Origin of the sequence: Streptomyces sp. NPDC090741 (assembly GCF_044769045.1) — a bacterium.
GTDB lineage: Bacteria > Actinomycetota > Actinomycetes > Streptomycetales > Streptomycetaceae > Streptomyces.
This window is the reverse complement of record NZ_JBIVXF010000029.1, coordinates 12011-23649: the sequence shown is the minus strand read 5'-3', so window position 1 is coordinate 23649 and position 11639 is coordinate 12011. Positions and strand designations below refer to the sequence as shown.

13 protein-coding genes are annotated in these 11639 nt (G+C 71.0%); 7 read left to right on the top strand and 6 right to left on the bottom strand.

Features of this window, described 5'->3' with window-relative positions:
* Nucleotides 1-108: 108 nt before the first annotated feature.
* From ACIQU4_RS41060 to ACIQU4_RS41050, 3 genes are all read left to right on the top strand, one after another.
* Nucleotides 109-348 carry a hypothetical protein gene (locus ACIQU4_RS41060; RefSeq protein ID WP_403742639.1) on the top strand — a complete coding sequence of 80 codons (240 nt, stop codon included), beginning with the start codon at nucleotides 109-111 and terminating at the stop codon, nucleotides 346-348.
* 65 nt (nucleotides 349-413) lie between these two features.
* Nucleotides 414-902 carry an HNH endonuclease family protein gene (locus tag ACIQU4_RS41055; RefSeq protein ID WP_403742636.1) on the top strand — a complete coding sequence of 163 codons (489 nt, stop codon included), beginning with the start codon at nucleotides 414-416 and terminating at the stop codon, nucleotides 900-902.
* Between the two features lie 106 nt (nucleotides 903-1008).
* Complete coding sequence (locus ACIQU4_RS41050; RefSeq protein ID WP_403742633.1) at nucleotides 1009-1338, top strand: hypothetical protein; 330 nt, start codon at nucleotides 1009-1011, stop codon at nucleotides 1336-1338.
* A gap of 717 nt (nucleotides 1339-2055) precedes the next feature.
* On the opposite strand, the gene ACIQU4_RS41045 is transcribed toward ACIQU4_RS41050, so the two are convergent.
* The 3 genes from ACIQU4_RS41045 to ACIQU4_RS41035 form a co-directional block, all read right to left on the bottom strand.
* Nucleotides 2056-2778: a hypothetical protein gene (locus ACIQU4_RS41045; protein WP_403742631.1), complete on the bottom strand. Its 723-nt coding sequence runs from the start codon at nucleotides 2776-2778 to the stop codon at nucleotides 2056-2058.
* Nucleotides 2779-2886: 108 nt separating this feature from the next.
* A complete protein-coding gene (locus ACIQU4_RS41040) occupies nucleotides 2887-3324 on the bottom strand; it encodes a hypothetical protein (RefSeq protein ID WP_403742628.1) in 438 nt (145 codons plus the stop codon).
* A gap of 80 nt (nucleotides 3325-3404) precedes the next feature.
* Nucleotides 3405-3974 (bottom strand): TetR/AcrR family transcriptional regulator, encoded by a 570-nt coding sequence (locus ACIQU4_RS41035; RefSeq protein WP_403742625.1) that lies wholly within the window; start codon nucleotides 3972-3974, stop codon nucleotides 3405-3407.
* 107 nt (nucleotides 3975-4081) lie between these two features.
* Between ACIQU4_RS41035 and ACIQU4_RS41030 the strand changes: the two genes are divergently transcribed.
* Nucleotides 4082-4228, top strand: coding sequence for a hypothetical protein (locus ACIQU4_RS41030; protein WP_403742622.1), 147 nt, complete (start codon nucleotides 4082-4084; stop codon nucleotides 4226-4228).
* A 124-nt stretch (nucleotides 4229-4352) separates the two neighbouring features.
* Here ACIQU4_RS41030 and ACIQU4_RS41025 read toward each other — a convergent pair whose 3' ends face one another.
* Together ACIQU4_RS41025 and ACIQU4_RS41020 are read right to left on the bottom strand one after the other, a co-directional pair.
* The gene (locus ACIQU4_RS41025; RefSeq protein WP_403742619.1) at nucleotides 4353-5309 is read right to left on the bottom strand and encodes a M56 family metallopeptidase; all 957 of its coding nucleotides are present in this window, start codon (nucleotides 5307-5309) and stop codon (nucleotides 4353-4355) included.
* Nucleotides 5310-5320: 11 nt separating this feature from the next.
* On the bottom strand, nucleotides 5321-5695 hold the full coding sequence (locus ACIQU4_RS41020) for a BlaI/MecI/CopY family transcriptional regulator (RefSeq protein WP_403742616.1): 375 nt from the start codon (nucleotides 5693-5695) through the stop codon (nucleotides 5321-5323).
* 160 nt (nucleotides 5696-5855) lie between these two features.
* Between ACIQU4_RS41020 and ACIQU4_RS41015 the strand changes: the two genes are divergently transcribed.
* The 3 genes from ACIQU4_RS41015 (at nucleotide 5856) to ACIQU4_RS41005 (ending at nucleotide 10618) form a co-directional block, all read left to right on the top strand.
* A complete protein-coding gene (locus ACIQU4_RS41015; protein WP_403742613.1) occupies nucleotides 5856-6644 on the top strand; it encodes an ABC transporter ATP-binding protein in 789 nt (262 codons plus the stop codon).
* A gap of 6 nt (nucleotides 6645-6650) precedes the next feature.
* Nucleotides 6651-9200: an ABC transporter permease gene (locus ACIQU4_RS41010; RefSeq protein WP_403742610.1), complete on the top strand. Its 2550-nt coding sequence runs from the start codon at nucleotides 6651-6653 to the stop codon at nucleotides 9198-9200.
* Nucleotides 9201-9418: 218 nt separating this feature from the next.
* On the top strand, nucleotides 9419-10618 hold the full coding sequence (locus ACIQU4_RS41005) for an MFS transporter (RefSeq protein ID WP_403742607.1): 1200 nt from the start codon (nucleotides 9419-9421) through the stop codon (nucleotides 10616-10618).
* A 386-nt stretch (nucleotides 10619-11004) separates the two neighbouring features.
* On the opposite strand, the gene ACIQU4_RS41000 is transcribed toward ACIQU4_RS41005, so the two are convergent.
* Complete coding sequence (locus ACIQU4_RS41000; RefSeq protein ID WP_403742604.1) at nucleotides 11005-11631, bottom strand: DUF305 domain-containing protein; 627 nt, start codon at nucleotides 11629-11631, stop codon at nucleotides 11005-11007.
* Nucleotides 11632-11639 lie beyond the last annotated feature (8 nt).

The window sequence follows — 11639 nt, the reverse complement described above, 5'->3', positions numbered from 1 at the left end:
CAGCAGCAGGTAAGAGCCCGAGCCGAGCACGGTTAGACGACGGCAAAACCGCACCCCCGACATCCGCCGCGGCCCCTCCCGCAGGCAATGCGCCTTCATGATGGGCGCATGAGACAGCGTGTGGTCCGCGTGGCCCTGGTCGCCGCCCTGGTGGCCCTTGTCCTGCTCGCCGTGCCGCTCGCCGTGGTGATCCGGGCCTCCTTCTTCGCCGACGAACGCGGCGAACTGCAACGTGACGCCTTGGCCGCCGCCGCCCGCGTCAGCACCGACTTCACCGCCGGCGACCCGTCGAACTACCACCCCCGGGGCAATCCGAGGGACAGCTGGGCGGCTACGACCTGCAACTGAGCCTGCGCGCCGGCACCGGCCCCAGCACCGGCGACGGGGCCACCCGCCGCGCCACCGCCGACACCGTGGTGCAGGAGCACACCGCCTCCGACGGCTGCGATACCCGCAAGGAGGTGATTCTCTCCGAGGCGGTCGAGGCTCCGCAGGTCGCGGCCGGCTGCAAGCTGACCGGCGGGGTGTGGCGCAGCGCTTACGACGACGTGGTCGTCACCGACGCCGCCCGCCTGGACGCCGACCACTTCGTCCCGTTGGCCGAGGTCCACGACTCGGGTGGTTTCGGCTGGGATGCGGCGCGGCGTGAGGCGTACGCGAACGACCAGGCCTCCCCGGACACTCTGATCGCGGTCTCCGCCGCCTCCAACCGGTCCAAGGCGGACAAGGATCCGGCGCAGTGGATGCCGACGGACGGCTCGTATCACTGCACCTATGCCAAGACCTGGGTGGGCACGAAGCTGCGCTGGGGCCTGGCGGTGGACGAGACCGAGCGCCAGGCGCTCCTGGGCATTGCGGAGGACTGCCCCACGACCACCGTCGTCTACGAGCCGGCCGCGTGATGGCCGTGGCGGGCGGACCGGGCCCGCACCTGACCCACGCCCCGCTCCCGGCGGGTGGCCCGCCGGTCAGGTGATGGTGCCGTACTTGGTCGATGCGGGAGTGGTCATGAGCCTTTCAGCAGCGCCCCGGGAGTTCCCCTTCACCCTTCCCCACGGGTACACCGATCCGGCTGGTGTCACCCACCGGGAGGGTGTGATGCGCCTGGCCACCGAGAACGACGAGCTGGCCCCGCTGGTAGACCAGCGGGTACGGGAGAACCCGTCGTATCGGGGTGTCGTGCTCCTCAGCCTGGTGATCACACGCCTGGGCACGAAGGACCAGCCCGACCCGCAGGTGATCGAATCCCTCTTCCCGGCTGACCTCGCCCACCTGCAGAAACTGTACCGGGAGATCAACGGGACAGAACTGCCCGGCGGACTGCCGGACACCGTCTGACAGCCGACACCGCTCATGCCGGCAAGGACGATGCCCTGTGGAATGCGGCGAGGCTGCGCTGGAGCCTCGCCGCGGACGACGCCGAGCGCCAGGCCCGCTCAGGGTCGCGGAGGACTGCCCGAACACCACCGCCGTTGCCGAGGCGGAGCGGGACCGGCTCCGCCTCGGTGTCTGCAGGACCCACTTCGAAGCAGGAGGCCAACCCCGAGTGGTCCTGACCCCGTCCCTTCGAGCCGATGCTCGCCCAGGCCGCCGAGTCCGTACCCGGCCCCGGCGTCCTGGCGGGCGGCTGGCCCTGGAGCAGAAGTTATGGACAGAGTTGGCAAGTGTCCGTTGTCCGGTTGGAGTTGCTTGCAGCGGGCCCCGAGGCGTGGTGCGGAACTGGGCTCGTGCTGGCCCACCCTTGAGCCTGATGCGGCCGGGCTCTCTGGCCGAATCCACGAGCGGGGGCCGTCTTGCCGGGGGAGGCTGTGCGAGCCAGGCTCGGACCGGCGGGCGCTGTCACCGCTGTTCTGGACGTGCTTGAACCCCTACGGCCGTTCGAGTTGGACATGAACGGCCGCCTCGACCTGGACCTGACCGCCCGGCTGGCGACGGTGCCCGGACCCTGGCCGGCAGGGTCCGCCGGCCGCTGTCCTCACCTGAGTGACATTCATCGGTGGGAAGGTGCCGCCGGGCGGCACGACCCGGTTCTGCGGGCCGCGCCGGTGCGGGTTGTCAGTGGCTGTGGCCGTCGTTGTGGGCCGGTGCAGGGGTGGCTGGCCTCGGCGGGGCGGAGGTGGCCGGCGCGGGAGTGGCTGCGATGGAGGGGCTGGTGGCGGGAGCCTGATCGTCCGCCGCGGGCTCTTCGGCGGCTCCGTGGCTGTGACCGCCGCCGGGCGCCGTCTGTATCGACGCCGCGACCTCGCGCAGGCCGAAGAAGGCGAGGGCCGCCACTGCCAGGACGGTCAGGCCCAGCAGGCTGAAGACACGCTGCCAAGGCGTGTCGGCGTCCTTGATGACGTACGCGATGAACGAGACGACGATCCCGGCGGGTACGAGGACGGCGCCGCGGTCGGGGAAGTCGTCGAAGTGCTGGAGGCCGCCGCTGAGCATGCCGATGCCGAACGACAGCAGCAGGGAGGAGCCGATCACCACGAGCATCCGCGCGGGTCCCGGACGCTCGCGGGTGAGGAGGAACTCGTTGAGGACGGTCGCGGCGAGGAAGACGAGCGCGCCGTAGCCGGCGATGCGGGTGTAGCGGTCGGGGTCGAGGGGGTGGTGGACGACGGCGCCGCTGATGAGGCCGGCGCCGACGAAGTAGCCGACGTATCCGAGGTAGCGGGCGGCCAGCGAACGCTTGCGGGACGAGTGGGCCTTGCGCCGGGCGGCCCGCCCCATGGCGGGGGCCTGCGGTGCGGTCTGGGGGGTGTGGGCGTCGAGGCGCTGAGCGGAGGTCATGCGAAGTCCTTGGGTGGCGCGGGTATGGCTCATCACCCGGCGCGTCACCGTGGCAGGGGCCGGGGTGGGCGATGAGAGTCAGGGCAGATCGGGGCAAAGGGCCCGGATCTATACCTGCTGCACCACTGAGGTGAGGGAACTTCGCAAGGGAGGAAGTCGGCGGTGCGGGGTCCGGGTCCAGGGCTGCGGAGTCGGCGCGGCGACGGCGTCAGTCCGCTCGCGGAGGGAAACCAGGGTCGGGCCGGGCAGGTCGCAGCCCTGATGCGGGTGGCCGGAGGCGCATTCCTGCGCGGGGTGGGAGTGAGCGCCGCCGTCGTCGCGGCGTTCGTGCCGCGAGCCGTCGTGGTGTTCGGCGCTGTCGGTGCCGGTGGGCGTCAGGTGGGGCACGGTGACGGCGCCGCCCGTGACGTGGGCGGAGGCGCTGTCGGCTCCGGCGGCGTGGGTGTAGAGGAAGGCGAGCAGCAGGGCGGCCAGCCACAGCAACTGGAGCGGGCCCGCCATTCGGCGGGTCCGCGGCGTGCCGAGTGCAGCCCTGACCGTGATCACTCCGTGACCCTATCCGGCGGCCGGAAGGCGCTGTCCGGCGACCCCGTTGTCGATCACACGAAGTGGCGGTCTTGGCGGATTCAGGGAACCGGGCGCATGCCGTCGAGGGTGACGGCGACCAGGCGGGCCACTGCGCTCTCGGAGGTCAGGGCGGCTGCGGCGGTCAGGGCGTGCAGGCAGTACTGGGCGAGCTCGGCGGGCGGGACGTCGCCGCGCAGGTCACCGGCTTCGGCGGCCTCGGCGAGAAGGTGCTGGAGCATGCCGTGCAGGTGCCGTTCGGCGTCGGAGAGATGCTCCCCCTGGTGCAGGAGAGCGGCGAGTTCGCCGCCGTGGCGCTGGCGGGCGATGCCCGCGTAGGTCTCCAGCACCGAGGTCAGGCGCTGGACGGCGGTGCCGCCCTGGTCGCGGGTGCCCGCGAGCTGCTGGAGGTGGCCGGCGATCTGACGCTCGTGCCAGGCCAGCAGCACGGCTTCGACGTCGGAGAAGTACTTGTAGAGCGTGGCGCGGCCGATACCGGTCCGCTCCGCGATCTGCGACATGGTCACCGACCGCAGGCCGCCCTCGGCAATCAGCGTGGCAGTGGTGTCCAGGATGGCCTCCCGGACTGCGGCGCGGTGCGCGTCGATCGTCTCGTTCCACAGCTTCGGCACCCAGCAAGAATACAGGCGTCCACGAGGGATACACTCAGTTCCAGGTAGAGACGGTGTGTCTCGAAAAATTGGTGGAGTTCCCTCCCGCACGTTTCCTGGAGGTCGTTATGGCCGGCTCATCGGATCGCAGAGACGACGACGGCGAGGGGGCTCCGCGCTGGGTGAAGGTGTCCGCGGCGGTCGCGATCGTCCTGGTCGCGGTGTTTGTGATCGTGCACTTGGCCGGTGGCGGCATGGTGGGGCACACGCCGTGATGGCGCCGTTCCCGCTGCGGCTGCGCAAGCTGACTGCCCGGGCGGCCGCATCGGCCAGGTGCCCGACCGGCTGCATGTGGACCAGCAGCAGAAGGGTGGCGATCACAATCGCGGCCTCCGGAACTCAGCTCTGCGATGCGGCGTATTTGACCAGTTCCAGCAGGGATTCCAGGTCGTGTGCGGCTTCGGCTGCGCAAAGTGCCGTGGCGAGCAGCAGGCACGTGATCATGGCCAGCGGCAGTCCCCGGCCCCGCAGGGGCGGGGCGAGGAGAGCGGCGACCCGGCGGGGTACCGGGCCGGGGCCGGTGGAGGAGAAACGCCCCACCAGGGCCAGGGCTGCGGCGGGGATCCGGAAGCGGGTACGGGTTCGTTTCGCGGCCAGGGCGGCCTTGCCCACGGTGCGGGCGACCCGCACGCGGTCGCCGGTGCTCGTGGCGGCGCTCTCGTCCGCCCACCGTTCGATCGTGTAGGTCACGGTGGTGGCGAGCGGGCGCAGCAGCGGGTTGGCTGCGGCTGCGAGCTGGGCGGCGGCGATGAACAGGTAGTGGTGGTGCCTGAGGTGGGCACGCTCGTGGGCGAGGAGGATCTCGTGCTCGGCGGGGTCGAGGGCTGCGAGCATGCCGGTGGAGACGACGATGCGGCCGGGCAGGCCGGGGACGGCGTAGGCCTCGGCGGCGGGGTCGTCGACGATGACCAGCTGGTCCCGGCCTGGGAAGCACTTCGCCTCCGCGGCGGAGCGTGCCAGGGTGCGGATGCGGAGCCACAGCATGCGGCCGGCAGCCGTGGAGGCGGCGGCCAGGAGGACGCCTGCGAGTAGGGCGACGGACAGTGAGGCCGGGTCGTTGTGCTGGGCCGCCTCGGCCGACCAGTGTCCGTGCGCGAACCGGGCCAGGAGCGGAAATCGGAGCAGTCCGGTGATGGTGAGCATGGCCAGGACGGCGGTGCTCGCGGCGGCCAGGAGCAGGGCCGCGGTGGTCAGCAGCCAGGTGGCCAGGCGTGGCGGCAGTCGCTCGCCCAGGGGGCGGGCGGCGAGGGCTGCCAGCAGTGGGAAGAGCAGCGGCAGGTAGACGACGTAGCGCATGCGGGCCGCGCCTACTGCCCGGAGTCCAGGAGTTTGCGCAGCAGTTCCTCGTCGTCGGCGGAGAGGTCGTCGACGAAACGGGTCAGGACGGCTTCGCGGTCGGGGCGGCCGTCCAGCACGCGGCGCATCTCGCGGGCGGCCAGGCCGGATTCGTCGGCGACCGGGAGGTAGGCAAAAGCCCGTCCACGCGCGGTGCGTGTCAGCAGGTTCTTGGCGTAGAGGCGGGACAGGGCGGTGACCACCGTGCTGTAGGCCAGGCCGGCGCCGATCCGGTCCTTGACCTCGCCGGCCGTCAGAGCCTGGGGCGCTGCGTCCTGGAGTGCCGCCAGGACCTCGGCCTCCAGCTCACCCTTGGCCCGGCCCCCGGGGGCGTTGGGTTCGGACACGGCCGGTCACCTCCTGCGCTATCTTCTACGTCCATGTAGAACTTCTACGTCTTCGTAGAAGTTACTCGTGTCCCGAGTCTGCCATGCCCGTGCACCCGCTCACCAGCAGCACCGGGCCCGGTGCTCATGGAGCGGACGGTCGGGCCGAGAACCCAGGAGGATGTGCGTGAGTACAGCAGCACCGGTCACCGCCGCGCAGGGGACCGGCCATGCGCCGGCCGCCCGCGCGCAGGGCCTGACCAAGGCGTACGGCTCTGGCGACACCCGAGTGGTGGCGCTGGACGCGGTCGACGTGTCCGTGACCGGCGGTGAGTTCGTCGCGATCATGGGCCCGTCCGGGTCGGGCAAGTCGACGCTGATGCACTGCATGGCCGGCCTGGACACCGCCTCTGCCGGTCAGATCTGGATCGGCGGCAGCGAGATCACCGCCCTCAAGGACAAGCACCTGACCCAGCTGCGCCGGGACAAGATCGGGTTCGTCTTCCAGGCGTTCAACCTGCTGCCGACGCTCACCGCGCTGGAGAACATCACCCTGCCGATGGACATCGCCGGCGCCAGGGCGGACCAGGACTGGCTGGACCAGGTCATTGACACCGTGGGCCTGCGGGAACGCCTGTCCCACCGGCCTGGTGAGCTGTCCGGTGGCCAGCAGCAGCGAGTCGCGTGCGCGCGGGCGCTGGCGAGCTGTCCGGAGATCATCTTCGCGGACGAGCCCACCGGAAACCTGGACTCCCGCGCTGGCGCCGAGGTGCTGGCGTTCCTGCGCCGCTCGGTGAGTGAGATGGGGCAGACCATCGTGATGGTCACCCACGATCCGGTCGCCGCCTCTTACGCGGACCGCGTCGTCTTCCTCGCCGACGGCCGTGTCGTGGATGAGCTGACCGGGCCGACGGCCGGATCGGTGCTCGACCGGATGGGCCAGTTCGACGGCGCCGGACGCAGGAGCTGACAGATCGTGTTCAAGGCAAGTCTGCGCAACTTCCTCGCCCACAAGGGCCGCATGGCGCTCTCCACCCTGGCCGTGATGCTGGGCGTGGCGTTCATTTCCGGCACCCTGGTCTTCTCCGACACCATCAACAGCGCCTTCACCGGTCTGTCCACCTCGACCGCCGCCGATGTGACGATCAAGCCCAAGCAGGCCTTCATCCCCGAGGTCGAGGACCGGGGCCTGTCCGGCGAGACGCCCGTCCTGCCCGCCGCCGTCGTCGCCCAGGTCGCCCGTGTCCAAGGTGTGGCAGCGGCCCACGGGCAGGTGAGCCTGCAGAACCTCACTGTGGTCGGCAAGGACAACAAGCCGGTCGGGGCGACCACCGGTGCTCCGACGATCGGCCAGAACTGGTACGACGACCCGCAGGTGCGCATTGCCCAGGGCCGCGCACCACAGAGGGCCGGCGAGCTGGTCATCGACCAGGCCAGCGCCCGGCACAAGAACATCCACGTGGGCGACGCGCTGCACGTACTGGCCCCCTCCGGGTCGACACCGGCCACTGTGGTCGGCCTCGCCGCGTTCTCCAGCCCCAACCCGGGCGTGACCATGGTCTACGTCGACACCGCGGCCGCCCAGCAGCAGCTGCTCGGCAAGCCGGACGCTTTCACGACCGTCACCGTGGAGGTTGCCCCCGGGACCACGCACGCGGCGGCGCAGCAGCGGATCAAGGCCGCCCTCGGTGACGGCTACTCGGTCGCCACCAAGGAAGAACAGGGGCAGTCCGCGTCGCAGCAGATCACCGCGTTCCTCGGTGTGGTCACGTACGCGCTTCTGGGCTTCGCGGGGATCGCGGTGCTGGTCGGGATCTTCCTGATCCTGAACACCTTCTCCATGCTGGTCGCCCAGCGCACCCGGGAACTGGGCCTGCTGCGCGCGCTCGGCGCCGGCCGCGGCCAGGTCACCCGCTCCGTGCTGACCGAGGCTCTGCTGCTCGGCATCACAGGATCGACCCTCGGCCTGGGTGTCGGTATCGGCCTGGCGGCCGGGCTGAAGTCCCTGATCGGCCGGTTCGGCGTGGATCTGTCCCACACCGCGCTGGTCGTCAACTGGCCCGCCCCGATCGCCGCGTACGCGGTCGGCGTTCTCATCACCCTCGTCGCCGCCTACCTGCCGGCCCGTCGCGCGGCCCGCATCTCACCGATGGCCGCGCTGCGCGAGGCAGGCACGCCGACCGTCAAGCCGCTCGGTCGGCGCACCGCCGTCGGAGCGGTCGTCCTGCTGGCGGGTCTAGCGGCCCTGTACGGTGCCGCGACCCGCCACGACACCCTGGTGGCGGCCGTCGCCCTGCTGGGCGGCGGGATCGTCGCCACCCTCGTCGCCCTGGTCATCCTCGGCCCGGCCCTCTCCCGTGTCGTCGTGCACAGCCTCGGCGCGATCTACCCGGTGCTGTTCGGCACGGTCGGGCGGATGAGCCGCCTCAACGCCGTGCGCAACCCGCGCCGTACCGGCGCCACCGCCGGCGCGCTGATGATCAGCCTGTCCCTCGTCGGCGCGGTCGCGGTGCTGGCCGCCTCGATCACCACCTCCGTCAACCGGGATGTCGACCGCACCTTCGGCGCTGACTACATCCTGACCGGCAACGGACAGCAGCCCATCGGGCAGGAAATCACCGCCAAGGTCCGAGCCGTGCCCGGCGTCGCGGCCGTCACCCGCCAGCGATACTCCCTGGCTCACGTGAACGGTTTCCAGGTCGTGGTCTCGGGCGTGGACACCGCCACCGTCGACCAGGCCCTCAGGCCGCAGTACGTCGCGGGCTCCACCGCCGAGGTCGCGGCGGGAAAGCTGATGGTCGACCAGACCACCGCCACTGCCGACAAGCTCACCATCCGCTCCCCCGTCGAGCTGCACTTCCAGAACGGCACCACCGCCACCATCCCGGTCGGCGCGATCAGCAAACCCCCGGCCGGCGCAGGCAAGGACGGCGGCAGCTTCGAAGTCTCCCTCGACACCCTCACCACCTACGCCCCCGACGCGAAGGACTTCACCCTCTACGTCAACGCCGCCCCCGGCACAGTCAAGCAGCTCGGGGCAGCGCTCGACAGCACGCTGGCCGGATACCCGCAGGTGAGCGTGGAGAGCCAGGCCGACTACAAGAAGCAGATCACCGGCCAGGTCGACAGCATCCTCTACCTGATCTACGGCCTCCTCGCGCTCGCCATCGCCATCGCCGTCCTCGGCGTGATCAACACCCTCGCCCTCTCCGTGGTCGAACGCACCCGCGAGATCGGCCTGCTCCGCGCCATCGGCGCCTCACGCCGCCAGATCGGGCGCCTCATCCGCCTCGAATCAGTCCTGATCGCCGTCCACGGCGCACTCCTCGGCCTCGGCCTCGGGCTGGCCTGGGGCATCGCCGGACAAAAGGTCCTGACCCTGTACGGGATCACCGCCCTGACCATCCCCTGGACGACCATCCTCGCCGTCCTGGCCGGCGCAGCCATGGCCGGCCTGCTCGCGGCGGCACTGCCCGCAGTCAAGGCGGCCAGGACCAAGGTCCTCACCGCCATCACCACCACCTGACACCCTCCGCCCCCGGCGGGTCCACGGGTTCCCCTAAACCCGCGGACCCGCCGCGGACTACAAGCCGGGCCGGCATCAGCGCAGAGGATGATGCAACTGCTGTTCGCCGTGCTGGAGGCCGACGATGCGGCACTCCCGCCGCAGTGCGCGGCGGCCTGCGAGAACTGCGCGGAGCGCGTCTCTGCCGCACCGCACCGGAGTGAAGCGGAGGACAGCCGATGACCGGCTCGACCACCCCTGCGGTACCAAGGCGGCAGATGTGGCCGCTGTACGGGGCCGCCTTCACCACCGCGTTCGGCGCGCACGCCATCGCCGCCAACCTTGGCCGGTTCTCCGAGGACGCGGTCACCTCGCTGCTGGTGCTGGGTGGGCTGCTCGCCCTGTACGACGGGGCCGAAGTCCTGCTCAAGCCCGTCTTCGGCATCCTCGCCGACCGCATCGGCGCCCGCCCGGTGATGATCGGCGGGCTCATCGCCTTCGCCGCGGCCTCGGCACTGTACGCGGTCGCGGACAGTCCCGGCTGGCTGTGGGCAGCCCGCCTCGGCCAGGGCTCGGGCGCCTCCGCCTTCTCGCCCTCGGCCTCTGCGCTGGTGGCCCGGCTCAACCCGGCCGCCAAACACGGCCGGGCGTTCGGCAGTTACGGCTTCTACAAGTCCATCGGCTACACCGCCGGCCCGCTCCTCGGCGGCGTGATCGTCTGGGCCGGCGGCCTGCGACTGCTGTTCACCGTGATGGCGGCGCTCGGCGCGGCCGTCGCGGTGTGGGCCGCGCTCGCCGTCCCCCGCGTGCCTCCGCTGCCGCGCAGCCGGCAGACACTGCTGGACCTGGCCAGGCGGCTGGCCGATCCGGCGTTCCTGCAGCCGACCGCAGCCCTGGCGGGAGCGACCGCCGCCCTGTCCGTCGGCGTCGGATTCCTGCCAGTCTCCGGCGCGGCCGCCGGTCTTGGCACGGTGGCCACCGGCGCCGCCGTTTCGACACTGGCCCTGTGCGCCGCCATCATCCAGCCACGAGCCGGACGGGCCCTGGACGACGGGCGTATCACCGCGCCCACCGGAATCGGGATCGGACTGGCCCTCACGGCCGCGGGCCTGGTCTGCGCAATGCTGCCCGGCCTGGCCGGCGTACTGACCGCAGCGGCGCTGATCGGTACCGGTACAGGGCTGATCACCCCGCTCGGCTTCGCCGCCCTGGCGTCCTCCACCCCCAAGGAGCGGCTCGGTCAGACCATGGGATCCGCCGAACTCGGACGCGAACTCGGCGACGCGGGCGGCCCGCTGCTCGTGGCAGGGGTCGCCACACTCTCCACCCTCACCTACGGTTTCGCGGCGCTCGCCGTGCTCCTCGCGACAGGCTCGGCCATCGCACTCGCCACACACCGCCGCACACCACCCGCAAACGCAAGCCAGTTCGAGGGGTAGCCACACCATCAGGCGCCCCACCAACCATCGAGGCGGCGCAGCAGACGGCGGAGGCAAGACCCTCTGCCTTCGAGATCACCTACGCCCTGGGTAACCCCGCTGCCCAGGACCCTGCAGCGGCACGGTCGGACACTCACGCAGAGTATTGAGCCGCGTTTCGTGCAAGTCCCGTCTGGTGCGCGGCGTGGTCATGCGTGGTGCTGGTTTGGTGTGCGCTGTGGTCCATGGCCGTCATCCCCGTTCCCGTCCAGTGTGACCCCGCTCCCGCGGACCCCCCACTCCACAAAACATATACCCACCAGGGGTATTCTGCGGGTGGAAACCCCTGAAAAGCGAAGGGGGTGTGCCGGGCCTTCGCGGCCCGGAACACCCCCTTCGCAGGGTGGTCAGCTCTTGCCGAGCAGGCTGTTCATCCGGGCGATCTCGGCAGTCTGGGAGGTGACGATGGCGTCAGCCATCGTCTTGGCGTCGGGGAAGGCGCCGTCGGCCTTCTCCGTCTTGGCCATCGCGACCGCGCCCTCGTGATGCTTGATCATCATCTCCATGAAGGCGGTGTCGAAGGCCTCCTTGCCGGAGGCCTTCTTCAGGTCGTCCATCTCCTCGGCGGTCATCATGCCGCCCGCGGCGTGCATGGAGTGGTCCATGGCGCCCTCGGCGGGCACCTGCTCACCCCAGGAGGTCAGCCAGTCCGAGAGGGTCTTGATCTCCGGGTCCTGGGCCTTCTTGATCTCGGCGGCGAGCGTCTTGACGTCTGCGGACTCCGCGCGGGTGGGGGCGAGGTCGGCCATCTCCACGGCCTGGCGGTGGTGGGGAATCATCCCCTTGGCGAACGCGACGTCGGCGGCGTCGTGCTGGCCCTGCGAGGCCGAAGGGGACGAGGCGGCCGACGTCGTCGAGCCGTGGCCGTCATGCCCGGTGGAGGTGTCGTCGTTCGACCCGCACGCGGCAAGGACGACCGAGGCCGCGCCCGCGGCAACGGCGATGGCGGTACGGCGGATGAAGTGCTTGTTCATGGTGGTGC

What these genes read in the sequence shown, in the direction of transcription:
- ACIQU4_RS41045 (WP_403742631.1), bottom strand. Translation starts at nt 2,778, where the DNA reads ATGACCTCCGCTCAGCGCCTCGACGCCCACACCCCCCAGACCGCACCG.
- ACIQU4_RS41060 (WP_403742639.1), top strand. Translation starts at nt 109, where the DNA reads ATGAGACAGCGTGTGGTCCGCGTGGCCCTGGTCGCCGCCCTGGTGGCC.
- ACIQU4_RS41025 (WP_403742619.1), bottom strand. Translation starts at nt 5,309, where the DNA reads ATGCGCTACGTCGTCTACCTGCCGCTGCTCTTCCCACTGCTGGCAGCC.
- ACIQU4_RS41050 (WP_403742633.1), top strand. Translation starts at nt 1,009, where the DNA reads ATGAGCCTTTCAGCAGCGCCCCGGGAGTTCCCCTTCACCCTTCCCCAC.
- ACIQU4_RS41005 (WP_403742607.1), top strand. Translation starts at nt 9,419, where the DNA reads ATGACCGGCTCGACCACCCCTGCGGTACCAAGGCGGCAGATGTGGCCG.
- ACIQU4_RS41030 (WP_403742622.1), top strand. Translation starts at nt 4,082, where the DNA reads ATGGCCGGCTCATCGGATCGCAGAGACGACGACGGCGAGGGGGCTCCG.
- ACIQU4_RS41015 (WP_403742613.1), top strand. Translation starts at nt 5,856, where the DNA reads ATGTGCGTGAGTACAGCAGCACCGGTCACCGCCGCGCAGGGGACCGGC.
- ACIQU4_RS41000 (WP_403742604.1), bottom strand. Translation starts at nt 11,631, where the DNA reads ATGAACAAGCACTTCATCCGCCGTACCGCCATCGCCGTTGCCGCGGGC.